This is a genomic window from Amycolatopsis sp. 3B14 (assembly GCF_050958625.1).
Taxonomy (GTDB): Bacteria; Actinomycetota; Actinomycetes; order Mycobacteriales; family Pseudonocardiaceae; genus Amycolatopsis_E; species Amycolatopsis_E thermoflava.
Genome location: NZ_JBHZEN010000060.1, coordinates 102,762 through 128,217, shown reverse-complemented (window position 1 = coordinate 128,217; position 25,456 = coordinate 102,762). Strand labels below are relative to the sequence as shown.

Genomic DNA, 25,456 nt, shown 5'->3' with positions numbered 1-25,456 from the left:
CGTTGTTCCGGTTTGAGGTGACCGGTGACGGCCTGTCGTGCGGACAGGTGAAGGCCTCCGGATGTGACGTGGAGCTGTCGTGGAACCACATCAGCTCCGGCTCGCGCGCCTGATTGTTGAGCAGGCTGGACCTGCACCGCAGCGGCCGAGATGTTCATGGTCGCCGCCAAGACCGCCGCGAAGTGGGCGCAGCGCTACCGTGACGAAGGCCCAGCCGGGATGGCTGACCGCAGCTCACGCCCACTGCACAGCCCGGCCCGCACCCCCGAGCACCTGGCGAGACACCTGCGCCGAGCTGGGGATCCCTCCGAAACACACCCGGCCCCCTCGGCCACAGAACAACGGCAAGATCGAACGCTTCCACCGCACCCTGGCCGACGGCTGGGCCTACGCCCGCTTCTACCCATCCGAGACCCTGCGCCGGGCGGCCCTGCCAAGCCGGCTGCACTTCTACAATCACCACCGACCCCACAGCTCAACCGGCGGCAAGCCACCCCTCACCCGGCTGACCAACCTCCCTGAACATCACAGCCAGTCCAGGCAGGAGCGGAGCGCGGTCAGGTAGGCGGTGGTGTTCGGCGCGTTCAGCAGTCCCGGCGCCATCCGGTTCATGACGTAGGCGAACGTCAGCCGCCGGTCGAGGTCGTTCACCACCACCGCGCCGCCGAACCCACTCCACCAGCAGGTGCGGCCGTCGACCGCGTAGCCGAGCCCGAACCGGACGGGCGCGCCGAGCACCCGGTCCACCCCGTCGGCCTGCACCGCGAAGATTCGCTCCACAGTGGACTCCGCGAGGAACCGCCTGCCGTCGATCGCGCCGCCGTGGGAGACGACCGACTGCAGGCGCGCCACCGAGCGCGCGTTGCCCTGGCCGTTCAGCCCGCCGAGCTCGGCCGCCAGGAACGGCCGCGTGGTGGTGACCGAGGGTGGGATCACCGGGTTGGTCAGCGTGCGCACCGCGACCGGGTCGAGGGCCGCGTAGTCCACACCGGACGACTCGGGCGGCACCAGCGTGGCGACCCGGGTGTCGACGTCCTCCGGCGCGCCCAGCCAGTAGTCCGCCCCCAGCGGCTCCGCGAACTCCGACCGCAGCACCGTGCCCAGCGAGCGGCCGGTCACGCGCCGCACGATCTCGCCGACCAGGTGGCCGTGGCTGACCGCCTGGTACCCGGAGCCCTCGCCCGGCGGGAACCACGGCTCCTGCGCCGCCAGCAGCGCCGCCGCCCTGCCGACGTCGCAGATGTCTTCCAAGGTGACCGGCGAGTCCCACCCGCACACGCCTGAGGTGTGGCCCAGGACGTGCCGCACGAGCACGCCGTCCTTGCCCGCGGCGCCGAACTCCGGCCAGTACCGCGCGACCGGCGCGTCCGGGTCCAGCTGCCCCCGGTCCACCAGCGCGAGCGCCACCAGCGCCACCATCGTCTTGGTCAGCGAGTACGTGGTGACCAGCGTGTCCCGCGTCCACGGCCTGCCCGGCGCGGCCGAGCCGCCCCACAGGTCCACCGCCACCCGGCCATCGGCGATCACGCAGACCGACGCGCCCGCCTCCGCGCCGTCGCGCAGCCGCTCCGCCAGCAGGTCGCCGAGTGCGGCGAACCGCGGGTCGCAGTGGCCGTTCACCGGACGGCCGCCGCCCGCTTCCGGCCCGCCTCGATCTCGCGGTGCAGGTCCCGCACGTAGCGGGCGAAGTCGAGCTGGATGGTGTGCCGCGGCGCGGAGTAGTACTGCCCGAGGTGCTTGGCCTCGTCGCGCGCGATGGTGGCCGCCATCTCCGCGACGTCCGGCAGCTCGTACTCCCCGGTCAGGTGCCGCGCGATGAGCTTGCTCTGCTGCTCGGCGAGGTTGACGATCGTCGGCGACGCCTGCGCCAGCCCGGCGAAGTAGAGGTTGCCGATGCCCGGCTTGACGATCCGCTTGAACAGTGGCAGCCGGTGCTCGGCGTCCGGCAGCAGCGCCGGATCGTCGAAGAACGGGAACGACATCCGGTACCCGGTGGCGCACACGATCACGTCGGCCTCGACGCGGGTGCCGTCCACGCACACCACGGCGTCGCCGTCCAGCCGCTCGATCGCGGGCACGCAGGTGAGGTCGCCGGAGCCGGCCTTGGCGAGGAAGTCCACACTCACCGACGGGTGCGCGGACAGCGGCTCGTGATCCGGCTTGGGCAGGCCGTAGTCCTCCATGTTGCCCAGCGTCTTCCTGATCGCCCGGCGCGACAGGGCGAGGCCGATCTTCTTCGGCATCCACGGCGGCATCATCATCTTGTCCGCCGGTTTGCCGCCGCGGTACTTCGACAGCACCCACACGCCGCGCCGCGCGGACACCCACACGTGCCGGGCGATCGAGCGGTGCGACAGCTCGGAGGCGATGTCCAGCGCCGAATTTCCCATGCCCACCACGACGATCCGCTTGTCCCGCATGTCGACCGGGTCGAAGGGGCTGCGGTAGGCGTGGCTGTGCAGGACCGGCCCGTCGAACGTGCCGGGGTAGCCGGGCAGGTACGGGTTCCAGTGGTGGCCGTTGGCGACCACGAGCGCGTCGTAGTCCCGGATCTCGCCGGTGGACAGGGTGATCCGCCAGGTGCCGTCGGGCTGCCGGGCCGCGTGCTCGACCGCGGTGTCGAAGGTGATCGTCTCTCGCAGTCCGAAGTGGTCGACGTAGTCGCGGAAGTACTGGTGGATCAGCGAATGGTGCGGGAAGTGCGGCCAGTCCGCGCCCGCCGGGAAGTCCTCGAACTGCAGGCGCGTGGTCGAGGTGTCGATGTGCAGCGATTCGTAGCAGGCCGAGCGCCCGTTGGGGTTGCCGAAGTACCAGTTGCCGCCGACGTCGTCGGACATCTCGAAGCAGTCGTAGGGGATGCCGTGGTCGCGCAACCGCTTCGCCGTGGTGAAGCCGGAGCAGCCGGCGCCGATGATGCAGACGGTGGGGAGTGAACTCACGGATGCCTCCTCCGCTGGCCACGATGCCGCTGAACACTCTGACACGTTCGCTGACGGTGTGTCCAGTGAGTAGGCTGACCGTCATGAGCCTGCGGGAGCGGCAGAAGCAGCAGACCCGGCGCGACCTGCTGGAGCACGCCAAGGCGCTGTTCGTGGAGCGTGGCTACGCGGCGGTGACGATCGACGACATCGTCTCCGCGGTGGGGTGCAGCCGCGCGACGTTCTACCTGCACTTCACCGGCAAGCCGGAGGTGCTGCAGAAGATCGGCGCGGAGACGATGGCGCAGCGGGCGGTCGCGGTGTACGCGGAGCTGGACGAGGTGCTCGCCACCGGATCGCGCGCCGAGTTCACCCGCTGGATGCGGGGCGCGGTCGCGTGGTTCGAGGAGAACCAGGCGATCCTGCCCGCGTGGGACGAGGCGGTCGCGCTCGAACCGGAGTTCCGGGCCATCGCCAAGCGGGCGGTCGACGAGCTGCCCGCCGCGATGCCGCGGTACTTGGAACGGTGGGGCCCGCAGCGGCGGGCCGAGGCGCACCTGCGGATCGAGCTGCTGGTCAGCCAGCTGGAGCGGTTCTTCACCCGGTGGGCGGTGCAGGGCACGATCACCTCGACGGCCGACGAGGCGGCCGAGGTGCTCAGCGACATCTGGTTCCCGGCCCTGCGGCCGCCCCGCTGAGACGCTCGTCGTCTCAGCGGAGCCGGAATCGGATATTGGACTTCATGGTCCGGGGGTGCGATCGTCGGACGTAAGCCCTGCCCAGCCGTGAAAGGACAACGGATGTCCGTCGATGTCGTGATCTGCGAGCCGCTGCGGACGCCGATCGGCCGGTTCGGGGGAGCGCTGGCCGCCCAGACTCCCGCCGCGCTCGCCGCGCACGTCCTCTCCGCCGTCGTGGAGCGCACCGGCGTGGACCCGGAGCGCGTCGACGAGGTGATCCTGGGGCACGCCTACCCGACGTCGGAGGCGCCCGCGATCGGGCGGGTCGCCGCGCTCGACGCCGGCCTGCCGGACACGGTGACCGGCATCCAGATCGACCGCCGCTGCGGCTCCGGCCTGCAGGCCGTGCTCGACGCCGCCATGCAGATCCGCGCCGGGTTCAGCGACGTCGTGCTCGCCGGTGGCGCCGAGGTGATGAGCGCCGCGCCGTACTACACGCACGAGGGCCGCTGGGGCATCAAGGGCGCCGGCCTGCAGCTGCACGATTCGCTGGCGCGGGGCCGGGCCACCGCGGGCGGCGTGCACCACCCGATCCCGGGCGGGATGATCGAGACCGCCGAGAACCTGCGCCGTGAGCACGGCATCTCCCGCGAGGACCAGGATGCCCTCGCCCTGCGGTCCCAGCAGCGCGCGGCGCGGGCGATCGAGGGCGGGCTGTTCAAGGACGAGATCGTGCCGGTGACCGTGAAGTCGCGGAAAGGCGAGACGGTGGTCGACGCCGACGAACACCCGCGCCCGGACACCACCGCGGAGGGCCTGGCGAAGCTGAAGCCGGTGATGATCCGCACCGACCCGGAGGCCACGGTCACCGCGGGCAACGCGAGCGGCCAGAACGACGCGGCCGCGGCGTGCCTGGTCACCAGCCGGGAGACCGCGGAGAAGCTCGGCTTGCGCCCGCTGGTGCGGCTGGTGTCGTTCGCGCGCGCCGGGGTGCCCGCCGAGACGATGGGCATCGGCCCGGTGCCCGCGACCCGCGCGGCGCTGGCCAAGGCCGGGCTGTCGCTGGACGACCTGGACCTGATCGAGCTGAACGAGGCCTTCGCCGCGCAGGTGCTGGCGTGCACCCGCACGCTCGGGCTGAGCGACACCGACGAGCGGTTCAACGTCAACGGTTCCGGTGTGTCGCTGGGCCACCCGGTGGGGGCGACGGGCGCCCGGATCCTGGCGACGCTCGCGCGGGAGATGGTCCGCCGGGAGGCGCGGTACGGCCTGGAGACGATGTGCATCGGCGGCGGCCAGGGCCTGGCGGCGGTGTTCGAGCGGGTGAGCTGACCCGGGGCGGCGGCCGCCGCCCCCAGCCCCGCGCAAGGTTCGCGCGGGGCTGGGCAGGTCAGTCCCGCCGCGCTGGTGCCCCCTCGGCGGGTGCGGCCCGCAGGTACTGCCCCGGGTACTGCTCCCGCGCCGAGCCGGGGTCCAGGGTTTCCGCGGCGTGCAGGGGCCACGCCGGGTTCCGCAGCGCCTCCCGCGCCAGCAGCACCACGTCCGCGGACTTCGCGGCCAGGATCGCCTCCGCCTGCTCCGGTTCGGTGATCAGGCCGACCGCGCCCACCGGCAGCGCCGTCCGGGCGCGGACCCGCTCGGCGAACGGGACCTGGTACCCCGGCCCGACCGGGATCCGCTGGTCCGGGTCGAGCCCGCCGGTGGTCACGTCGATCAGGTCCACCCCGCGGTCGTGCAGCAGCGGCGCCAGATCGGCGGTCTCCGCGGCGGTCCAGCCGCCCTCGACCCAGTCCGTCGCCGACAACCGCACCAGCAGCGGGCGTTCCGCGGGCCACGCAGCGCGGACCGCGTCGACCACCTCCAGCAGCAACCGCACCCGGTTGCCGAACCCGCCGCCGTAGCGATCGGTGCGCCGGTTCGCCCGCGGCGACAGGAACTGGTGCAGCAGGTACCCGTGGCCGGCGTGGATCTCGACCGCGTCGAACCCCGCGTCCACCGCCCGCCGGGCCGCCGCGGCGAAGTCCGCCACGACCCGGGCCAGGTCGTATTCCGTCGCCGCCACCGGGGTCGCGAAGCCGCGGTAGGCGAGCGGGGACGGCGCGAGCGGTGTCCAGCCGCCCTCGCCCGCCGGCACCGTGTCACGCCCCTCCCCGGGCGGGAACGCCGACGCCTTGCGCCCGGCATGACCCAGCTGCACCGCGATCGGCGTGCCCTGCGCGTGCGCGAACCCGGTGATCCGCCGCCAGCCCGCGACCTGCGCGTCCGACCACAGACCGGTGTCCCGCGCGCTGATCCGCGCCTCCGGCGACACCGCGGTGGACTCGGTGATCAGCAGCCCGAACCCGCCGGCCGCGCGGGCGCCGAGGTGGACCAGGTGCCAGTCGCCCGGCACCCCGTCCGCCCCGGCGCTGTACTGGCACATCGGGGACAGCCACACCCGGTTCGGCACCGTCAGCTCCCGCAGCGTCAGCGGGGTGAACAGCCTGCTCACGAGCCGGCCCCGAGGAACGCCCGCGCGTTCGCGGCCAGGGTCGCGACGTCCAGGCCGGCCGCGGTGGCGAACCCGACCGGGTCCGGCTGCGCCATGTCGAACGGGTGGTCGCTGCCGCACACGACCGCGTGCTCGCCCACCCGCGTGGTCAGCAGGCGCAGCAACTCCGGGTCGTGGGTGACCGTGTCGAACCACAGGGCCCGCACCGCCTCGCCCGGCGGGCGCGACGAGTCGCGGCGCACGTCGGCCCGGGTGCGCCAGCCGTGGTCCCACCGGCCCAGCACCCCGGGCGTGCAGCCGCCGCCGTGCACGAAGCAGATCCGCAGGTCCGGCAGCTGGTCGAGCACCCCGCCGAGCAGCAGCGCGCCGACCGCCGTGGCGGTCTCGACCGGGTTGCCGAGCAGGTTGGCCAGGTAGTGCTCCCGCCACTCCGGGCGCGGCAGCTGCATCGGGTGCACCAGCACCGACAGGCCGAGCCGCGCGGACTCGCCGAGCACGTGCCGCAGCACGCCGCGGTCCAGCGACTCGCCGCCGAGCAGCGGCGGGATCGCCACCCCCGCGATCCCCGGCTGCGCCGCGAGCCGCTTCAACTGCTCGGTCACCACGGCGTCGTCGTCGAGGGAGACCAGGCCGAGCCCGGCGAGCGCACCACCAGCGGACGCCACAACCTCGGCGAGCGCGGTGTTGAACGCGTCCACGTACTCCGCTGCCGGGCCCGCGACGGGAAAGGCGAACGGCGGGGCCGACAGCACCCGCACGCCGAGCCCGGCCGCGGCGGTGTCGGCCAGGATCGCCGGCACGTCGCTCATGGCCCGCGCCGGGATGGACAGGGGCACCTCGCCCAGGTGGAGCTCGCCGCCGGAGTCGCGCAGCGGCCCGTACGGCGCGCCCGGCGGGAGGCCGAACAGCTCGGCCGGTAGCCAATGCGCGTGGACGTCGACCGGCCCGTCCGCGATCGGCCCGATCACCGCCGCTCTCCCAGCGGCAGCGGCGCGTTGGCGCTGTCCAGGTGCTCGACCGTGGTGAACACCAGATCGCTGTCACCGATGTTCTCGATGTCGTGCAACAGGTATTCGCCGGGGCCGAACGTGAAGTGCCGCGTCTCACCGGCCACATAGGACACTTCGCGGGTGGTGCCGTCGCTGGTGTGCTGGCGGCTGCGCCCGGCGTTGACCGCGGTCCAGAAGTAGTCCAGCACGTGCCGGTGGGCGTGCCAGCGCTCCCCGGGCGCCAGGCGGATCTCCCAGACCCGGACGCGCTCGTTCTCGCTCAGCAGGCGCGAGCCGACCTCGCCGTCGTGGGCGTGGGCCTCGAACTCGGCGCGCAGCTGCGGGCTCCAGCCCTCGAATCCGCTCGCGACGAGGGTGCCCGCCAGCGGCAGGTCGGACAGGAAACTGGTGTCGGACATGGTCTTCTCCTCGTTTCAGTGGCCGGGCCCGTAGAGGCCGAACCGCAGGTCCGGGTCCCCGGGCGTCCAGGTGTTGTGGAACTGCGAGCGCTCGCCCATCGCCTTGACGCGGTCGAGCAGCCGGGCGCTCAGTTCCAGCTGCGCGGGCTCCCATTTGCGCAGGGCTGCGGGGACGTCGCCGTCGGCATCGGTCAGCGCGCCGGCGAGCGCCCAGGCGTCGGCGGCCGCCTTCGCGGTGCCCGCGGCGGCGTGCGGGCGCGCGGCGGCCGCGGCGTCGCCGATCAACGCGATCCGGCCCTGCGCCATCCGCGAGGCGCGGACGTCCGACACGACCTGGATGTAGGGCTGCGCGGTGCGGGTGACCACCTCGGCGGCGGCGGGCGCGAGCAGCTCCGCGGCCGTGTCCCGCATCTCGTCGACGTAGCGGTCCTGGACCTGTCCGGGGTGGATGGACACCGTACCGGTGAAGCCGCGCTTGTCGATGAGCATCTCCGCCAGCTCACAGCCGGCCGGCACGTTCCGGTACCAGACGTAGTTCATCAGCCGCTCCGACGGGCCGGTCTCCCCGGGGATCGGGTATACCGTGATGTGCGAGTGCGGGACCACGCTGTAGGAGATCGCGTTGCCGAGCAGTTCCCGCGTCGCGGGCGTGAGTTCGTGCTCGGGCACCGTGCCGCGCCAGCCGACATAACCGGAGTACTCCAGCTGCGCGCCGGGGTCGAGCAGGGACCGGCCGATCGAGGTGATGCCGTCGGCGAACACGACCAGATCTGCCTCGGCGCGGTGGCCGGAGACGAACCGGACGGTGACCTGGTCCTCGTCCTGCGCGACACCGCAGGCGAACTGGCCGAGGTGGTAGTGCTCGCTGCCGAAGTCGGCGAGCAGCGCCCGGTAGAAGGTGCCCCAGGACGTGTAGGTCCAGCGGCGGCGGTCGCGGTGGACGACGCCGTTGGCGCGGTCGAGGTACTGCACGTACTCGGTCGCGGTGGACAGCGCTTCCGGGTTCTGCGTGCTGCGCTCGGCGAACCAGCGCACGGTGTCCGGCTGCAGCACGATCCCGCCGCCCCGGCCGTCCAGCGGCGTCGGGGTGCGCTCGTACACGTCGACCTCGAACCCGAGGTCGCGCAGCAGCAGCGCGGTGGTGAGCCCGCCGATCGACCCGCCGATCACGGCGGCGCGGGCGCCTGCGTAGGCACTCATCAGTGGATCTCCTCCGAAGCGGGAACCGGGCCGGACTGGACCGGATCGGCGGGCAGGGGCGCGCCGCGGGTCTCCGGCGCGAAGAACAGCCCGATGGCGCCGAGCATCCCGACGGCGACGACGCACGTGGTGGCCAGACCGAGGTCACCGCCGAACCAGGACGCGGCCACCACACCGGCGACCAGCGGTCCGGCCGCGGTGAGGTAGCGCCCGATGCCGTTGTAGAGCGCCATCCCGGTGGCGCGGACGCTCGGTGGGAACAGCTCCGGGCCGTAGACGAGGATCCCGGACAGCGCGCCGTAGAGGCCGAAGCCCGCGACCGGGATGACGGCGAGGAACACGGCCCAGCCGGGCGAGAACGGGAACAGGAACCCCACACTCACCGCGGAGACCGCGAAACTGGCCGCGAACGCCTTCCGGCGGCCGATCGCGTCGGCCAGGAACCCCCAGGTGGCGTAGCCGAGCACGCCACCGGCGTTGAACAGCATCGAGGCCAGCGCGACGCGTTCGTTGGCCATCGCGGGCGTCAGCTGGGCCGCGGTCGCCGCCTGGCGGATCACCTGCGGGTACCAGGTGGACACGCTCCAGAAGGCCACCAGCGACCCGGTGGCCAGCGCGGTGCCGACCAGGGTGTGCTTGAGCAGCGGCCGGGTCAGCAGCCGGCGCAGCACGAAGCGGTCCTGCTCGGTGCGGTGGCCGCGGGCGCGGCGTTCCCGGCGGGCGGCGATGGAGCCCTTGATCTCCGGCGGTTCCGGCACGTGGCGGCGGATGAAGTACACCAGCAGCGCGGGCAGCACGGCGATGCCCATCATCAGCCGCCACCCGTGGCCGCCGAGCACCGCGTAGGCCAGCGAGGCGATGAAGAAGCCGAACGCGTAGCCGGACATCATCACGCCGCAGGCCCGCGCCCGGTAGCGGTTGCGCCAGACCTCGGCCACGAGCGCGGCGCCGACCGGCGCCTCCACCCCGGACCCCAGCCCCGCGACGAACCGCAGGACACCCAGCTGCCACCACGTGTCGGCGAAGGCGGCCAGCGCGGTGAACACCGCGTACGTCACGATGCCCGCGGACAGCACGCGGACGCGGCCGAAGTAGTCGGCGAGGATCCCGAACAGGATCCCGCCGGTGCCCCAGCCGAACAGGAACAACGCGACGGTGATGCCGCCGTAGAGCCCGATGCTGCCGGTGGCCGGCGCGATCCCGCTGTGCGGCAGCAGCTCGGTCATAGCCGGGCCGAGGATCAGGGAGTAGAGGCTGCCCGCGAACCCGTCGAGGGCCCAGCCCATCGTGGTGCCCAGCAGGACCAGCCACTGGGTGCGGGTGATCTCGGTGCGCCACGGTGGCGCGGAGGGGTTGGCCATGGAACGGCTCCTTTGCCGTGGGGACAGGGGTCAGTTGAGGCGGCCGGGGGTGTCGGCGCCGTACCAGTCGACGTCGTCGGCGGCGGTGCGGGCGACGACGGTCTTGATCCAGGTGAAGTCGTCGAAGGATTCGGATCCGGCGTCCCGCCCGGTGCCGGATTCCTTGATGCCGCCCCAGGGCAGCGACGGTTCGAGGCGGTGGTGGTCGTTGATCCAGACCATGCCGGCCGCGATCCGGTCGGCGACGCGGTGGCCGCGGGCCAGGTCGCGGGTCCAGATCCCGGCGCCGAGGCCGAAGCGGTTGTCGTTGGCCTTGGCGATGGCGTCGGCCTCGTCGTCGAACGGGACGACGACGGCGACCGGGCCGAAGATCTCCTCCCGCGCGACCCGCATCTCGCTGGTGGCGTCGGCGAGCACGGTGGGCCGCAGGAAGAACCCGCCGTCCAGCGGCGCGGGCAGGTCGGGCGCGCCGCCGCCCGCGGCGAGCCGGGCGCCCTCGGCGATCCCGGCGCCGATCAGGTTCAGCACCTTGTCCCGCTGCGCGGCGCTGACCAGGGGACCGAGCTGGGTGCGGGGGTCGGACGGGTCGCCGATCCGGATCGCGTCCGCGCGGCGGGCCAGCGCGGCGACGAAGCGCTCGTAGCTCGCGCGCTGCACCAGGAACCGGGAACCGGCCACACAGGACTGCCCGGCCGCGACGAAGGCGGCGAACGCCGCGCCCTCCGCGGCCACCGCGGGGTCGATGTCGTCGAACACGACGATCGGGGTCTTGCCGCCCAGTTCGGCGGTGACGCGGGCGAACCGCGCGGCGGTCGCCACCGCCGCGGCTCGGCCGGCCTCGGTGCCGCCGGTGAGCGTGATCTTGGCGATGTCCGGGTGACCGGTGAGGCGCTCGCCGACCTCCCGGCCGCCGGTCACCACGTTCACCACACCGTCCGGGACGCCGGCTTCGCGAAGCAGCCCGGCCAGGGCCACAGTGGACAGTGGCGTGATCTCGGAGGGCTTGACCACGACGGTGTTCCCGGTCGCCAGCGCGGCGGACAGGCTGCGGGCGAGGATGAGCAGCGGGTGGTTGAAGGGCGTGATGATCCCGCAGACGCCGAGCGGCGCGCGCCGCTGGTAGGTCAGGTACGGGCCGTCGGAGGGCAGCACCGCGTCGCGCTGCGCGGCCAGCAGCCCGGCGTTGTAGCGGAACCACTCCGGCACCCGGGACAGCTGCGCGCGGGTCTCGGTCACCGGACGGCCGTTGCTGCGGGTCTCCAGCCGGTACAGCGACTCGGCGGCGCCTTCGACGACGTCCGCGACGCGCAGCAGCAGCCGTCCGCGTTCGGTGCGGGTCAGCGCCGGCCACGGCCCGTCGAGGAACGCCGCGCGGGCGCGGGCGACGGCGGCGTCGACCTCGTCGAGCGTGCTGTCCGGCACCGTGTCGAGCACCCGGCCGGTGGCCGGGTCGAGGATCGGCCGCGCGTGTCCGGTCTCGGCGGTGGTGGGGGAGGTGGTCGTCGTCGACATCCCGGGCCCTTTCGGTCGTGGGTGGAGCGCTTCCCGAGTCTGATCGACGGCGCCGCACCGGGCGATGTCTGCGGCGACACAGAGTTGACTTGTGTGGTGTTCCCGCTGACACTGCCCGGGTGGATGAGGCTTCCGAGTTGCGCGAGTGGCTGGGCGCGATCGGCGCCCTGACCGCGGCGGTGAACGCCGGCCAGGGGCTGCGGGAGGTGCTCGACCTGGTCGCGGCGACCGCGCGCGAGCTGCTCGGGCTCGACTTCTGCGGTGTCCTGGTGCCGGACGCCGCGCGGGCGAACCTGGTGATCGCCGGGTGGAGCGGGCTGACCGAGGCCTACGTCGCCCGCGTCAACTCCGACCGGCCGGTGCGCATCGAGGCCACCGCCGACGTCGGGGCGCCGTCCAGCCAGGCGTTCCTGTCCGGCCGTTCGTGCGCGGTCTCGGACATCTCGCGGGAGCCGGACTTCGTGTGGGGCGGTGTCGCCCGCGAGCAGGGCTACCTGTCGATGCTGTCGGTCCCGCTCGTCACGGCCTCCGGCGTGATCGGCACGCTCAACAGCTACCGCTCCACGGTGCACGAGTTCGGCGCCGAAGAGGTCGGCCGCCTCCAGCTGCTCGCCGAGCACGCCGCGATCGCGATCACCTCGGCGCGCGTGCTGGACGACCTGCGCCGCCAGCACGACCTGGTGACCCGGTCGGAGCGGATCCACGAGCGGCTGCTGCGTGTCGCGGTGCAGGCGGGCGGGGTCGCCGGGATCGCGGCCGCGCTGCACGACCTGCTGGGCAGGCCGGTGCTCGTCCGCGACGTGCGGGGCGAGGAGCTCGCCGCCGCGGGCGGCCCGGTGGCGGCCGGCGACGCCGGTCCGTGGTCACCGCGCGCGGAGCTGGTGCGGGAGACCGGTGCGCACGTCGTCGCCGACGTCGTGCTGACCGGCGAGGTCGCCGCCCGGGTGTGGCTGCCCGGCGGGCCGCTCGCGCCGCTGGACCGCCGGGCCCTGGAGCACGCCTCGGTGGTGCTGTCGCTGGAACTGCTGCGGCAGCGGACCGCGCTGGAGGTGGAGCAGAACCTGCGTGGCGAGCTGCTGGCCGACCTGCTGGCCGGGGCGGACCCGTCGGCCCCGTCGGTGCGGGACCGCGCGGGCCTGCTGGGTCACGACCTGACCCGTCCGCACCGCGCGCTCGTCGCCCGGGTGGTCGCCGCCGGGAAACCGGCGCCGCCGGGCGCGACCCAGCGGGCGGTGGCCGAGGCGACCCGGCTCGCCGCCGGGGTCCGGCCGCGCCCGCTGGTGGCGCTGTATCGCGGCGAGGTGGTGGCCCTGTGGCCCGACGGCGAGCCCGTCGACGGCTTCCGCCGGGCGCTGGTCACCGCGCGCGGGGTCGACGACGCCACCGTCGCGGTGTCCGCGCCCGCCGTCAACCACGCCGAGGCCTACCGGGTCGCCCGCGGAGCACTCGCCGTCGCCGCCCACGCCGGGCAGTCGGGCGCCACGATCACGCTGGACCGGCTCGGCGTGGCCGGGTTGCTGCTCCAGCTCGGCGATCCCGCCCCGTTGTGCGAGTACGCCGACCGCACCCTGGGCGGGCTGGTCGCCTACGACCGCGACCACGGCACCGCCCTGCTGGAGACGCTGCGGGTGCACCTCGCCGCCGGGCTGGACCGGCAGGCCACCGCCGCGGCGCTCACCGTGCACCCGAACACCGTCAGTCAGCGGCTGCGCCGCATCGAGGCGCTCAGCGGTCTGGACCTGCGCTCGGCCCGCGACGTCGTGGACGCGCAGTCCGCGCTGGTGGTGCTCGACGTGGCGAACGGGACGCACGCCGAGGGGTGATCGTCCGAGGTGGACGGAGCCCGCACGGTTCGGTTTCGGCGGCAACCGGATCGGGCCGGCGAGTTAGCGGCACGGTCGCCGTGCGGTTCCTGCTCGCCTTGGCCCTGCTGAGCGGGACGAGCGTCGAGCGCGCGCCGATCCGCGGGACGTCGAGAGCTTCCGGCTCCAGCGGCGCCACGACCTCCGGCGCCGCTGCCGGCTGCACCGGCGCCGGCACGGGCGCAGGTTGCGCGGCGCACCCGCCCAGCACGGAAGCGACCTTCACGATCACCGGCCCGCCGGCGACGACCACGACGAAGCCGCGGCCGGGCACGTCCACGCGGCCGCCCGCGCCGTCGAAGACCACGACGAAGGCCCCGACGAAGGCCCCGCAGGTCAAGGTGCTGCCGACGGGCGCCCCGGAGACCGGCGACGGCACCTACGCGGGGTAAGGGCGTCCGGGCCGGGGCAGATCGACTGCCCCGGTCAGTCCGGCACGTCCCGGTCCGCCACGTGCACGGCCCGGCCGTCCTGGTACACGGCCAGGATCCGTTTGCCCAGGTCCCGCACGTCGAGCGGGTCACCGTCGACGATCACCAGGTCTGCGCGTTTGCCCGGGGCGATCGAGCCGAGCGTGGACTCCAGCCCCATCAGCTCGGCGGCGGACAGCGTCGCGGCGTGCAGGGCCCCGGCCGGGGACAGGCCGTGCTCGACGAGCAGCTCCAGCTCCAGCAGGTTCTCGCCGTGCGGGTACAGCGGCGCGTCGGTGCCCATCGCGATCCGCACGCCCGCCTCGACGGCCCGCCGCACGCTGTCGCCGGAGCGCTGCCGGATCTTCTCGGCGATGTGGTCGGGGTAGGGCACACCCGCTTCGACGGCCTGCCGCAGCCCGACGCCCGCGCTGAGCGTCGGCACCAGCCAGGTGCCCCGCGCGGCCATCATCTCCAGCGTCTCGTCGTCCAGGAAATGCCCGTGCTCGATCGAACGGACCCCGTTGCGCACCGCCGCTTTCGCGCCCTCGCCGTGCGCGTGCGCCATGACGTGCAGGCCGGCCGCCGACGCCTCCGTCACCATCATGGCGATCTCGTCGTCGCGGAAGTGCGGGATCCGCGGCCCGGCCCCGCTGGACACCACCCCGCCGCTGGTCGCGACCTTGATGACGTCCGCGCCGGCACGCACCAGTTCGCGGATCTTGCGCCGGATCTCCTCCGGCCCGTCCACGATGACCGGCGGTCGGCCCGGGTGCGGCGGCAGCAGGTCCACCACGCACGTCGAGGGCCACCACGGGTCGCCGTGCCCGCCGGTCTGGCTCAGCATGTTCAGCGAGATCTGCATGCGCGGCCCGGGAATCAGGCCGCGTTCCTGCGCCACGCGCATCCCGAGGTCGGCGCCTGCCGCGTCGCGGACAGTGGTCACCCCGGCCGCGAGCGTCCTGGCCATGTTCCGCGCGCCCTCGTAGAACTGCAGCGAGAACGGCTCCTGCGCGGCGGCGAACAGGTCCGCGCCGGTCATGGTGAGGTGGACGTGGCAGTCGATCAGCCCGGGCAGCACCCCGCGGCCGGCGCAGTCGACCTCCTCGTCACCGTCGAGGCCGGTGCCGACGTCGGTGATCCAGCCGTTCTCGACCGCCACGTCGGCGGGACCGGCGGTGCAGGAGGCGGCGTCGAACACCGTGCCGCCGCGGAAGATGGTGCGTGTCATCGCTGCCCCTCGCGTACCGGTTCCACTGTGGACAAACCGCGTTCGGAATGCCGCCGGATGAGCGGCGCGAGCGCGAACAGCACCAGGGCGAGCACCACCGCGCCCATCCCGAGCAGGCCGAAGTAGGCGGCCGCCGACCCGGCGTCGTAGAACTTCACCAGCTGCGCCCCGATGCCCTGCCCGGCGGCGTTCGAGGACAGCCACAGCCCCATCGTCTGCGTGGCGAACGCGGCGGGCGCCAGCCGGGTCGTCGCGGACAACCCGATGGGGGACAGGCACATCTCGCCGATCGTGACCACGGCGAGGCTGCCGATCAGCCACAGCGGGCTGGTCTGGCCCGGACTCGCCGCGGGCAGGACGAGCATCAGATAGGACAGCCCCGCGATCGCCAGGCCCGCCGCGAACTTGTGCGCCGTGCCGGGGGATCGAGTGGACCGGTCGAGCCGCAGCCACATCACCGCGAACAGCGGCGTCAGGACGATCAGCACGAGCGACCCGACGGACTGGAACCACGACGCCGGGATGGTGAAGCCGAACGCGTCCAGGTCGGTGCTCTCGTCGGCGTACTGCGCGATCACCGTGGCGCCCTGTTCCTGGATGCACCAGAACGCGACCGCGGCGACGAACATCGGGATGTAGCCGCGCACCCGTGCCCGTTCCGCCGCGGTGGTGCGCTTGCTGCGCAGCATGACCGTGAAGTAGCCGACGGGCAGCGCGATCGCGAGCACGCTGATCAGGTCGACGACCCCGCCCGGGCCGAGCGCGCCGGTGCCGATCGTCGCGGCGAGCACGGCGACGAGCACCGCGACCCCGGCAGCCACCGCGACCACGCGCGAGCGGGGCACCTCGCCCAGCCGCAACGGGTTCTTCGGCGCGCTGCTGAGCGGGCTCAGGTGGCGCTGGCTGCGCACGTAGACGACGAGGCCGAGCGCCATGCCGATCGCCGCCAGGCCGAACCCGAGGTGGTAGTCGTACCGTTCGCCGACGGTGCCCACGACCAGCGGCGCGGCGACCGCCCCGACGCTGATCCCCATGTAGTAGATGCTGAACCCGGAGTCGCGCCGCGGATCGTCGCGGGCGTACAGGTCGCCCACCGACGAGGAGATCGTCGGCTTCAGCAGCCCGGTGCCGCTCGCGATGAAGATCATCGACGCGAAGAGCGCGCCCGCCCCGGCGGGGATCGCGAGGCAGATGTGGCCGCACATGATCAGGACCCCGCCGGTGAGCGTCGCCCGCCGGTCCCCGAGCAGCCGGTCGCTGATCCAGCCGCCCAGGATCGCCGCCATGTAGGTGGCCGAGCCGTACACCGCGATCAGCGACTTCGCGCTGCCCGGGTCGATGCCGAGACCGCCGTCCAGGATCCGGTCGGTCATGTAGTACAGCAGCAGCGCACGCATGCCGTAGTAGGAGAACCGTTCCCACGCCTCGGCGAAGAACAGCCCGACCAGCCCGCGCGGCTGGCCGAAGAACACCCGATCCGTACTCCCCACGCCCACCGCACCTCCGAGCCGACCGTGTCAGATGGGCGCAGACGTTACATCCGCATGGCCCGGCGATCAATGCATGATTCGACGGTTATGCCGTCTCCGTGCCGCCGGTACGACTTTCAATGGGCGATTTGCGTGAATGGAACGTCGGACGGCTCGGCATGCGTTAGGTTGTCCCCGTGCACGGGAACCTGGACGACATCGACGAGCGGCTCGTCCGCGCCCTGCACGAGGACGGCCGGGCCTCCTACGAGACGCTGGCCCGCCTGGTCGGGCTGGCCCGCTCCACCACCAAGGCCCGCGTGCAGCGCCTGCTCGGCGAGGGCGGGCTCCGGCTCGTCGGGGCGATCCACCCGGCGGTGTTCGGGCTGCACCAGCTCGGCCACGTGACCATCGAGACCGACGGCCCCGCCGGCCCGGTCGCGCGGCAGGTCGCCGAACTCGACGAGGTTTCGTTCGTCACCACCACCGCCGGGCGGTTCGCCGTCACCGCCGAGCTGCGCACCGCCGACCTGGAGTCCTTCGCCCGCGGCCTCGCGCGCGTGCAGGCCGTGCCCGGGGTGCGCGCGCTGCAGACGATGACCTACCTGCGCATCTGGAAGGACCCCTACTTCCCGCCCGGACCGCTGGAAAGCCCCGGCCCGCTCGCGCACATCGAGCTCGACGCGCACGACCACGCACTGCTGGCGCACCTGCGCACCGACGGCCGGGCCTCCTTCGCCGAGCTGGCGAGCGTCAGCGGCCTCTCCGCCGGGGCGGCGCGCGCCCGGGTGCTGCGGCTGCTGGAGACCGGGGTGGTCCACGTCGGCGCGCTGGTGCGCATGACGCCGCTCAGCCGGGTCCACACGATGGGGTTCGCGTTGGACGTCAACGGCGACACCGAGCCCGTGGCACGCAAGATCGCCGCGCTCGACGAGATCGACTGCCTGGCCACCGGGATCGGCTGGTGCAGCGGAATCGGCACCATCCGGGCCGGCTCACTGGACGACGTGCTCGCCACGCTGGAGCGCGTGCGTGGCCTGCCGGGCGTGCGGACGGTCGAGGCGTGGACGCACCTGCGCGCCATTAAGGAGGAGAACGACCGGGCGCTGCCACTGGCCGAATAGCGCCAGGCCGGGAAATCGGTCGTGGCGCGGGGTTCGCCGCCGTAGGGTGCGTGGCGCAGCGGCCACGATTCCGTGCTGCACCGGATTTCCTGAGGAGGGATGGCGTTGGCTCAGGGGCAGGACGAGACGGGCAGCACGCTCCGGTTCCGGGTGGCGGGCGAGAGCGGGGGACAGGTGTGCTTCGAACCGGCCGGGATGTGCTACGACCTGGCCGACGGCGAGCACGTGTGCGCGCTGCTGGACGAGACCCAGATTCGCGGCCTCGAAGTCACGTACTGGCCCGGTGGCATTTCGGTGTGGGTGCGCGGGAGCTTCACGACGTCGGACCACCACGGCAACGAGCTGCACCGGCTGTGGGGCGGCTGACCGGACGTGATCGAGATCCGCAACTTCCTCCGCCGCCAGGACGGCACCTTCGAACCACTCCTCGCGACGTCGGATCCGCCCGAAGACCCCTGCTACGTCGACGGCGCCATCGAGCTGGTGATCGACGGCGCTGCCGGAGAACGCCGAGGACCACCGGCACGACCTGTCCCAGCTGCCTCCGGCGAAGTCCACATGAGACCGCCCCACGTACCCGGGGTAAGAGGCGTTCGGCCCTAGCCGGGCGGTCGCGGAGCGGGTGTGATCGGGCCGGTGCAGACCGATTTCACCGCCGTGCCGGACTGGTTCCCGTGGGAGAACAGCGGCGCGTCGATCGCCACCGCGGGCGGGGACGTCGTGCTCCTGATGGTCGACAACCCGCCCGGCCGCAACGCCGCCTTCTACCGCGTCGGGCGCGGGCTGGACCAGACCGGCGCCCTGACCGGCGGGTGGACCGGCTGGCAGCAGGTGCCGGACTGGTTCCCCTGGGCGAACGACGCGGCCGGGGTCGCCGTGGCAGACGTGAACGGCGACGGCGAGCCCGACCTGATCGTCTACCTGATCGACGCGCCGGACGGCCCGAACCAGGCGTTCTACCGCGTCGGCTGGTCCCTCGACCGGGACACCGGCGCGGTCACCGGCGGCTGGACACCCTGGCAGCCGGTGCCGGACTGGTTCGCCTGGCTCAACGCGGGCGGGGACATCACCGTCGCCCGCACCGCCGCCGGCCTGCAGCTGGTCGTGTTCATGGTCGACGCGCCGGCGGGCGCGAACGCCGGTTTCTACCGCAGCGGCACGCTGAACCCGGACGGCGTGGTGACGGACTGGCGGCCGTGGCGTGCGGTGCCCGACTGGGGGTTCTGGGAGAACCAGGGCGCGGCCGTGGCGGTCGCCGATCTCGACGGGGACGGCAACGACGAGCTGATCGTCCTGACCGTCGACAACCCGGCCGGCCAGAACCGCGCGCTGTGCACGATCGGCTGGCGGCTCGACGACGAGGTGCGTCCCGCGGACGGCTGGGGACCGTGGATCCCGGTGCCGGACTGGGGGTTCTGGGAGAACCAGGGCTGCGGCCTCGCCGTCGCCGGTTTCGGCGGCGAACCGCACTTCGTCGTGCTGGCGGTGGACAACCCGGCCGGGCAGAACGCCGCGCTGCACCGGTTGCTGCACCCGCTCACCGACCTGCACATGGCGCCCGACATGGGGGTCTGGCGCCTGCTCGAACGCGACTCCGGCGCCCTCGCCGTGCACGCCGCCCTCCTGCGCACCGGGGACGTGCTGTTCTTCGCCGGGTCGAGCAACGACCCGGACCGGCACAACGCGCACCTCTACGGCACCACGGTCTGGCACTACCCGGGTGATGAGGTCGAGCAGCCGCACACGCCGGTCGACCTGTTCTGCGTCGGCCACGCGTTCCTGCCCGACGGCAGGCTCCTCGCCGCCGGGGGCACCGGGCAGTACGACCCGTTCTTCGGGCTGCGGCAGTCGATCGTGTTCGACCCGGACACGCTGACCTGGACGGCGCAACCGGACATGGCGGGCGGCCGGTGGTACCCGTCGCTGCTCGCGCTGGGCGACGGGCGGGTTCTCGCCGTCGCCGGGCTCGACGAGTCCGGCATGCTCAACACCGTGCCCGAGGTCTACACCGGCGGCGCGGGCTGGACCACGCGGCCCGGTTCGGCGCACTGGCCGATGTACGGGCACCTGTTCCTGCTCGCCGACGGTCGCGTGTTCTACAGCGGCGGCCAGTACGGCAGCAACAACGGGGTGCGGCCGAGCGTGTGGGACCTGGCTTCCAACGAGGTGACCGACGTGCCGGGCCTGCCCGGCGCCGGGCTGCGCAACCAGTCGGCGAGCGTGCTGCTGCCGCCGGCGCAGGACCAGCGGGTGATGATCGTCGGCGGCGGGCCGTGGGACATGCACGACCACTCCGGCGCGACCGCGTCGGCCGCCATCGCGGACCTCTCCGCCGCCGCGCCCCGCTACACGCCCGCGGCTGACCTGCACATGGCGCGGATGCACCTGTGCGCGACGCTGCTGCCGGACCGGACGGTGCTGGTCAACGGCGGCTCGATGATGGAGGAGCACGCCGACGCGGCGGCGCTGGGCGCCGAGATCTTCGACCCGGCGAGCGGGGCGTGGACGATGGCCGCGGAGAGCCGGGTGCCGCGGCTGTACCACTCGGTCGCGCTGCTGATGCCGGACGGCAAGGTCGTGACCGCGGGCTCCAACCCGGCGCGCAAGACCGAGGAGATGCGCATCGAGGTGTTCTGGCCGCCGTACCTGTTCGCCGGCCCGCGCCCGCTGGTCGTCGTGACGACACCGGAGGTGCACTACGGCGACACGCTGGAGGCCGGCGTCCCGGACCCGGCGGACATCGCGAGCGCGTCGCTGATCCGCCCCGGCGCGACCACGCACTCCAGCGAGCTGGAGCAGCGGCTGGTGGATCTGCCGGTCACGGTGACGGGGGAGGACACGCTCGGGTTGCGGCTGCCCGCGTCGGCGAACCTGGCGCCGCCCGGCTGGTACCTGCTGACGGTGGTGAACCACGCGGGAGTCCCGTCACCCGCGGTGTGGGTGCGGCTGAGCTGACCGGTCAGACCGCCAGGCGCTGGAACAACGCGACCGGGAACGCGCCCGTGCGCACGAGCGTCCGGGCCGTGCGGCGGCCGGCGGCGGCGGTGGCCGCGCGGACCGCGCCGGAGGGTGCCCAGCGGATGTCGTATATCCACAGTGGACCGCCGGGACGCAGGACCTGGTGCAGGGCGGTCACGATCGCGGGGACGTCGGTCCAGTGGTGCATGCTCGCCGTGGACACGACGAGATCGGCTGTGGCGGCCGGCAGCGGGAGGTCCGCCAGGTCGGCGACCGTGAACCTGACCCGGTCCGCGAGGCCCGCCCGCTCGGCGCGCTCGACCGCGACGTCCACCATGGCCTGTTCCAGGTCCACGCCGTGCACCCGCAGATCCGGCCGCCGCTGCGCGATCTCCGCGGCGAGCAGGCCCGTGCCGCAGCCGGCGTCCAGCACCAGCCCGCCGCTCGGCGCCGCCGCGGCGACGTCGTCGGCGACCCGCCGGTGGAGAGTGCGGAACGCGCGGCCCGCGTGCCTGTCGTACGACCGCCCGTCGGCGAAGAGGTGCCGCTGGCCGAGCCCGTGCAGTGTCCGGTGCATGACCGCTCCCTATGATGGTTGACAGTGGCAACTGTGACCGATGCTAGCGTCAACGGTTGCCAGTATCAACCATGGAGGTGTGGTGGCGGAGATCGACTCGCTGGAGGCCCTGCTCGCCCGGGTCATGCGGCTGGTCGCGACGCAGGGCGACGAGCCGGCCGGCGACGGGGCGGCGGCGATGACGCTGACCGAGGGCGTCGTGCTCGTCGAGCTGCTCGGGGCGGGGGAGGTGACGCAGGCGCAGCTCAGCGCCCGGCTGCGGGTGGACAAGAGCCGGATGAGCCGGGTCTGCTCGGCGCTGGAGCGCAAGGGGCTGGTCGCCCGGGAACGGGACGAGCGCAACCGGCGCAACCTGGTCGTGCGGATCACCGGCGAGGGGACCACCGCGGCGAAGCGGCTCCGCGAAACCTGGCGGGAACGGCACGAACGCATGCTCGGCGCGATGACCGCCGAGGAGCGGCAGGGGCTGATGCTGGGGCTGCGGGCGCTGGCCCGCGAACTCGACGGCTTCCACCCCCCGCAGGAGGCGATCTGACCCCGGGTGATCCCACCCCACAGGGAGATCGCCCGGGGCCGGACCCGTCGGCAGGCCGGGACGCCTGCCGTTGCTGGCTTCCCGCCCTGCCCGCTTGAGGGCCGCGGTCGCCGGCCGGCCGATTGCCACGCGAACCGGCGCTCGCCCGGCCCGGATGGGGCCATGCGCCGGGGTAAGACACCGCCTGGACGGGGTCACCATCCAGGCGGCGCTTGCTGCCCGGGCACGGTCCAGACGGGGGTCACCGTCGGGACCGTGCACGGGATTCCTCTGCCCTGCGGTCACCGCCAGGCGGCGGCCGCAGGGCTGGTCGCTGCCCGGGCACGGTCCGGGCGGGATCACCGTCCGGATAGGCCGCGGGTATTCCTCAGCCGAGTGCGGTCACGGCCGGGGCGCCGTCCGAACCGGAGTCACCGGCCGGACGGCGCGGCACCCTCAACCCAGCGCGGGCACCGCCAGGCGGCGTTCGTTCGCCGTCGCGTCGTCGGGGGCTTCCTGGGCGGTGCGTTCCGCCTCGACGCGGGCCCGGTAGTGCGCCACCTCGCGGTCGCGGCGCTCGGCGGTCCAGCCCAGCTCCGGGGCGATCAGGTCGGCCACCGCGGGCGCCGCCGCGAGTCCGCGGTCCCGCTGCTCGATCGAGATCCGCGTCCGCCGCGTGAGCACGTCCTCCAGGTGCAGCGCGCCTTCGTGTGTCACGGCGTACACCGCCTCGGCCTTCAGGTAGTCCGGCGCCCCGGGGATCTCCTCGCCCAGCTCCGGCCGCTCACCGACCAGGGCCAGCACCTCCTCGACCGCCGTGCCGTACCGGCCCAGCAGGTGCTCGATCCGCGCCACCGGCAGGCCCGCCCGCCGCGCGAGCGCGTACCGGCCCTCCCAGACCTCCGCGTACCCGCGCGCGCCCACGATCGGCAGCTTGTCCGTCCACGACGGCGGCGCCGGACGGTCCACATCGGACATCGCCGCGTCCACCGCGTCCGCGGCCATCACCCGGTACGTCGTGTACTTCCCACCGGCCACGACCACCAGTCCCGGCACCGGGTGCGCCACCGCGTGCTCCCGCGACAGCTTCGTCGTCGCGGTCGCCTTCGCCGCCAGCAGCGGCCGCAGCCCGGCGTACACGCCCTCGATGTCGTCGCGCGTCAACGGCTTGCGCAGCACCGCGTTCACGTGGTCGAGCACGTAGTCCACGTCCGCGCGGCTGGCCGCCGGGTGGTCGCGGTCCAGGTCCCACTCGGTGTCCGTGGTGCCGACGATCCAGTGCGGGCCCCACGGAATCACGAACAGCACGCTCTTCTCGGTGCGCAGGATCAGCCCGGTGTCCAGGTCGATCTTCTCCCGCGGCACCACCAGGTGGATGCCCTTCGACGCGCGCACCGTGAACGGCTTCTCGATGCCGGCGGCCTCGGCGATGTCGTCGCTCCACACCCCGGTCGCGGCGATCACCACCCGCGCCCGCACGGTGATCTCCGCGCCGCTCTCCCGGTCGGTGACCCGCGCGCCCACGACCCGCTCGCCGTCGCGGACCAGCGAGGTCACCCGCGTCCTGGTGACCACCGCCGCGCCCTGGTCGGCCGCCGTGCGCGCGATCATCATCGTGTGCCGCGCGTCGTCGACCTGCGCGTCGTAGTACTGGATCGCGCCGATCAGCGCGTCGTCGGCGAGGCCGGGCGCCACCTCGAACGCGCGCCGCCGGCTCAGGTGCCGGTGCCGCGGCAGCGCCCGCGCCCCGCCGAGCGTGTCGTACAACGTGACCCCGGCCCCGATGTAGCCGCGCTCCCAGACCCGGTGCTGGAGCGGCACCAGGAACTTCACCGGCCGCACCAGGTGCGGCGCGAGGGTGCGCAGCAGCAGCCCGCGTTCCCGCAGCGCCTCCCGCACCAGCTTGAAGTCCAGCTGCTCCAGGTAGCGCAGACCGCCGTGGATCAGCTTGCTCGACCGGCTGGACGTGCCCGCGGCCAGGTCGCGGGCCTCGACCAGGGCGACCGACAGCCCGCGCGAAGCCGCGTCCAGCGCGGCGCCCGCGCCGGTCACGCCGCCACCGACGACGAGCACGTCGAACTCTTCGTTCGCCAGCCGCCGCAGCGCGTCGCCGCGGTAGGCGGGGGACAGGGGTTGGGACACGGCTCTCTCCTCTTTTCCAGGCCAGGTGCCGGAGCGGCGAGCCGCCTCGGGGTGTCGCCACGCGGGCCGCTCCGGCACGGGATTCACTCGACGTCGACCCAGTCGAGGGTGCGGCCGACGGCCTTCTGCCAGCCGGCGTACCCCTCGGCGCGCTGGGCGTCGTTCCACGACGGCTCCCAGCGCCGGTCCTCGTTCCAGTTCTGTTCCAGCTCGTCGGTCGACCGCCAGAACCCGGCGGCCAGCCCGGCCGCGTAGGCGGCCCCGAGCGCGGTGGTCTCGGCGACGACCGGCCGGGACACCGGCACGCCGAGGATGTCCGCCTGCAGCTGCATGCACAGCTCGTTCGCGGTGACGCCGCCGTCGACGCGCAGCACGTCGAGCGTGACGCCGGAGTCGTTCTGCATGGCCTCCACGACGTCACGCGTCTGATAGCAGATCGATTCCAGGGTGGCGCGCGCCAGGTGGGCGTTGGTGGTGGCGCGGGTCAGGCCGACGATCGCGCCGCGGGCGTCGGAACGCCAGTACGGCGCGAACAGCCCGGAGAACGCCGGGACGAAGTAGATCCCGCCGTTGTCCTCGACCTGCCGGGCCAGGGTCTCGCTCTGCGAGGCGCCGCTGATGATGCCGAGCTGGTCGCGCAGCCACTGCACCGCCGACCCGGTGACCGCGATGGAGCCTTCCAGCGCGTACACCGGCTTGTCGTCGCCGAACTGGTAGCACAGGGTGGTGAGCAGCCCGTGCTTCGACCGCACCAGCTCGTGGCCGGTGTTGAGCAGCAGGAAGTTGCCGGTGCCGTAGGTGTTCTTGGCCTCGCCGGGCCGGAAGCACACCTGGCCGACGGTGGCCGCCTGCTGGTCGCCGAGCACGCCGGTGATCGCGATCTCGCCGCCGAGCGGCCCGTCGGCGCGGGTGGTGCCGAAGTGGCCGGACGACGGCTTGATCTCCGGCAGCATCCGGCGCGGGATGCCGAAGAACGACAGCAGCTCGTCGTCCCAGTCCAGCTTCTCCAGGTCCATCAGCATGGTGCGGGAGGCGTTGGTGACGTCGGTGACGTGCACGCCGCCGTCCACCCCGCCGGTGAGGTTCCAGATCAGCCAGCTGTCGGTGGTGCCGAACAGGGCGTCGCCGTTCTCCGCGTCGGCCCGGACCCCGTCGACGTTCTCCAGGATCCACTGCAGCTTGCCACCGGAGAAATACGTGGCGGGCGGCAGCCCGGCCTTGCGGCGGATCACCTCGCCCTGGCCGCCCCGCTCCAGCGCGGAGGCGATCCGGTCGGTGCGGGTGTCCTGCCAGACGATGGCGTTGGTGTAGGGGCGGCCGGTGCGCCGGTTCCACACCACGGTGGTCTCGCGCTGGTTGGTGATGCCCAGCGCGGCCAGGTCGGCGACCGTCAGGTTCGCCTTGGTCAGCGCGCTCGCGATCACCGCGCGGGTGCGCTCCCAGATCTCGGTGGGGTTGTGCTCGACCCAGCCCGGCCGGGGCAGGATCTGCTCGTGCTCCAGCTGGTGGCGGGCGATCTCGTTGCCGCCGTGGTCGAAGATCATGAACCGGGTGCTGGTGGTGCCCTGGTCGACGGCACCGACGAAATCGGGCATGGTC

The 25,456-nt window shown here is 73.4% G+C and carries 21 protein-coding genes and 2 pseudogenes; 10 read left to right on the top strand and 13 right to left on the bottom strand.

Features of this window, described 5'->3' with window-relative positions; translation table 11 throughout:
- Nucleotides 1–79 precede the first annotated feature (79 nt).
- A pseudogene (locus ACCP09_RS31065) lies at nucleotides 80–288 on the top strand (leucine zipper domain-containing protein); the annotation flags it as partial.
- A pseudogene (locus ACCP09_RS31060) lies at nucleotides 275–565 on the top strand (integrase core domain-containing protein); the annotation flags it as partial. The pseudogenes ACCP09_RS31065 and ACCP09_RS31060, both read left to right, overlap by 14 nt.
- Here ACCP09_RS31060 and ACCP09_RS31055 read toward each other — a convergent pair.
- Together ACCP09_RS31055 and ACCP09_RS31050 are read right to left on the bottom strand one after the other, a co-directional pair.
- Entirely contained in the window at nucleotides 526–1,620 is a 1,095-nt protein-coding gene (locus ACCP09_RS31055) for an EstA family serine hydrolase (RefSeq protein ID WP_027930025.1), read from the bottom strand. The pseudogene ACCP09_RS31060 and the gene ACCP09_RS31055 overlap by 40 nt on opposite strands.
- Nucleotides 1,617–2,939 (bottom strand): flavin-containing monooxygenase, encoded by a 1,323-nt coding sequence (locus ACCP09_RS31050; RefSeq protein WP_433752240.1) that lies wholly within the window; start codon nucleotides 2,937–2,939, stop codon nucleotides 1,617–1,619. The genes ACCP09_RS31055 and ACCP09_RS31050 overlap by 4 nt, the downstream gene beginning before the upstream one ends.
- An 83-nt stretch (nucleotides 2,940–3,022) precedes the next feature.
- On the opposite strand from ACCP09_RS31050, the gene ACCP09_RS31045 reads away from it, so the two are divergent.
- A complete protein-coding gene (locus ACCP09_RS31045; RefSeq protein ID WP_051362598.1) occupies nucleotides 3,023–3,616 on the top strand; it encodes a TetR/AcrR family transcriptional regulator in 594 nt (197 codons plus the stop codon).
- A 102-nt stretch (nucleotides 3,617–3,718) separates the two neighbouring features.
- Complete coding sequence (locus ACCP09_RS31040; RefSeq protein ID WP_433752237.1) at nucleotides 3,719–4,930, top strand: acetyl-CoA C-acetyltransferase; 1,212 nt, start codon at nucleotides 3,719–3,721, stop codon at nucleotides 4,928–4,930.
- Nucleotides 4,931–4,988: 58 nt separating this feature from the next.
- Here ACCP09_RS31040 and ACCP09_RS31035 read toward each other — a convergent pair whose 3' ends face one another.
- Genes ACCP09_RS31035 through ACCP09_RS31010 form a run of 6 tightly spaced genes read right to left on the bottom strand, consistent with a single transcriptional unit; the run spans nucleotide 4,989 to nucleotide 11,570 of the window.
- The gene (locus ACCP09_RS31035; protein WP_433752235.1) at nucleotides 4,989–6,089 is read right to left on the bottom strand and encodes an NADH:flavin oxidoreductase/NADH oxidase; all 1,101 of its coding nucleotides are present in this window, start codon (nucleotides 6,087–6,089) and stop codon (nucleotides 4,989–4,991) included.
- Entirely contained in the window at nucleotides 6,086–7,057 is a 972-nt protein-coding gene (locus ACCP09_RS31030) for an amidohydrolase family protein (RefSeq protein WP_433752233.1), read from the bottom strand. The genes ACCP09_RS31035 and ACCP09_RS31030 overlap by 4 nt, the downstream gene beginning before the upstream one ends.
- Nucleotides 7,054–7,497 (bottom strand): hypothetical protein, encoded by a 444-nt coding sequence (locus tag ACCP09_RS31025; protein ID WP_027930020.1) that lies wholly within the window; start codon nucleotides 7,495–7,497, stop codon nucleotides 7,054–7,056. The genes ACCP09_RS31030 and ACCP09_RS31025 overlap by 4 nt, the downstream gene beginning before the upstream one ends.
- Nucleotides 7,498–7,512: 15 nt before the next feature.
- On the bottom strand, nucleotides 7,513–8,697 hold the full coding sequence (locus ACCP09_RS31020) for an FAD-dependent monooxygenase (protein ID WP_433752231.1): 1,185 nt from the start codon (nucleotides 8,695–8,697) through the stop codon (nucleotides 7,513–7,515).
- Nucleotides 8,697–10,058 carry an MFS transporter gene (locus ACCP09_RS31015; protein ID WP_378364790.1) on the bottom strand — a complete coding sequence of 454 codons (1,362 nt, stop codon included), beginning with the start codon at nucleotides 10,056–10,058 and terminating at the stop codon, nucleotides 8,697–8,699. The genes ACCP09_RS31020 and ACCP09_RS31015 overlap by 1 nt, the downstream gene beginning before the upstream one ends.
- Before the next feature lie 30 nt (nucleotides 10,059–10,088).
- Entirely contained in the window at nucleotides 10,089–11,570 is a 1,482-nt protein-coding gene (locus ACCP09_RS31010) for an aldehyde dehydrogenase family protein (protein WP_433752229.1), read from the bottom strand.
- Nucleotides 11,571–11,689: 119 nt separating this feature from the next.
- Here ACCP09_RS31010 and ACCP09_RS31005 point away from each other — a divergent pair, with 119 nt between their 5' ends.
- Nucleotides 11,690–13,393 (top strand): helix-turn-helix domain-containing protein, encoded by a 1,704-nt coding sequence (locus ACCP09_RS31005; RefSeq protein ID WP_433752227.1) that lies wholly within the window; start codon nucleotides 11,690–11,692, stop codon nucleotides 13,391–13,393.
- A gap of 80 nt (nucleotides 13,394–13,473) precedes the next feature.
- Nucleotides 13,474–13,824 carry a hypothetical protein gene (locus ACCP09_RS31000; RefSeq protein ID WP_433752225.1) on the top strand — a complete coding sequence of 117 codons (351 nt, stop codon included), beginning with the start codon at nucleotides 13,474–13,476 and terminating at the stop codon, nucleotides 13,822–13,824.
- 34 nt (nucleotides 13,825–13,858) lie between these two features.
- Here ACCP09_RS31000 and ACCP09_RS30995 read toward each other — a convergent pair whose 3' ends face one another.
- A complete protein-coding gene (locus ACCP09_RS30995; RefSeq protein WP_433752223.1) occupies nucleotides 13,859–15,073 on the bottom strand; it encodes an amidohydrolase family protein in 1,215 nt (404 codons plus the stop codon).
- The gene (locus ACCP09_RS30990) at nucleotides 15,070–16,563 is read right to left on the bottom strand and encodes a peptide MFS transporter (protein ID WP_431905940.1); all 1,494 of its coding nucleotides are present in this window, start codon (nucleotides 16,561–16,563) and stop codon (nucleotides 15,070–15,072) included. The genes ACCP09_RS30995 and ACCP09_RS30990 overlap by 4 nt, the downstream gene beginning before the upstream one ends.
- 176 nt (nucleotides 16,564–16,739) lie before the next feature.
- On the opposite strand from ACCP09_RS30990, the gene ACCP09_RS30985 reads away from it, so the two are divergent.
- From ACCP09_RS30985 to ACCP09_RS30975, 3 genes are all read left to right on the top strand, one after another.
- Nucleotides 16,740–17,666, top strand: a complete 927-nt coding sequence (locus tag ACCP09_RS30985) for an Lrp/AsnC family transcriptional regulator (RefSeq protein WP_378331870.1) — start codon at nucleotides 16,740–16,742, stop codon at nucleotides 17,664–17,666.
- A gap of 99 nt (nucleotides 17,667–17,765) precedes the next feature.
- Nucleotides 17,766–18,032: a hypothetical protein gene (locus tag ACCP09_RS30980; protein WP_228684651.1), complete on the top strand. Its 267-nt coding sequence runs from the start codon at nucleotides 17,766–17,768 to the stop codon at nucleotides 18,030–18,032.
- A gap of 270 nt (nucleotides 18,033–18,302) precedes the next feature.
- Entirely contained in the window at nucleotides 18,303–20,621 is a 2,319-nt protein-coding gene (locus tag ACCP09_RS30975; RefSeq protein ID WP_433752221.1) for a galactose oxidase-like domain-containing protein, read from the top strand.
- A gap of 4 nt (nucleotides 20,622–20,625) precedes the next feature.
- Here the strand turns inward: ACCP09_RS30975 and ACCP09_RS30970 are convergent, their stop codons facing one another.
- Entirely contained in the window at nucleotides 20,626–21,201 is a 576-nt protein-coding gene (locus ACCP09_RS30970; protein ID WP_433752219.1) for a class I SAM-dependent methyltransferase, read from the bottom strand.
- A gap of 82 nt (nucleotides 21,202–21,283) precedes the next feature.
- Between ACCP09_RS30970 and ACCP09_RS30965 the strand changes: the two genes are divergently transcribed.
- The gene (locus ACCP09_RS30965) at nucleotides 21,284–21,736 is read left to right on the top strand and encodes a MarR family winged helix-turn-helix transcriptional regulator (RefSeq protein ID WP_148085769.1); all 453 of its coding nucleotides are present in this window, start codon (nucleotides 21,284–21,286) and stop codon (nucleotides 21,734–21,736) included.
- A 435-nt stretch (nucleotides 21,737–22,171) separates the two neighbouring features.
- Here the strand turns inward: ACCP09_RS30965 and glpD are convergent, their stop codons facing one another.
- Entirely contained in the window at nucleotides 22,172–23,857 is a 1,686-nt protein-coding gene (glpD, locus tag ACCP09_RS30960; RefSeq protein ID WP_433752217.1) for a glycerol-3-phosphate dehydrogenase, read from the bottom strand.
- An 83-nt stretch (nucleotides 23,858–23,940) separates the two neighbouring features.
- A complete protein-coding gene (gene glpK / locus ACCP09_RS30955; RefSeq protein ID WP_027930009.1) occupies nucleotides 23,941–25,452 on the bottom strand; it encodes a glycerol kinase GlpK in 1,512 nt (503 codons plus the stop codon).
- Between the last annotated feature and the right edge of the window lie 4 nt (nucleotides 25,453–25,456).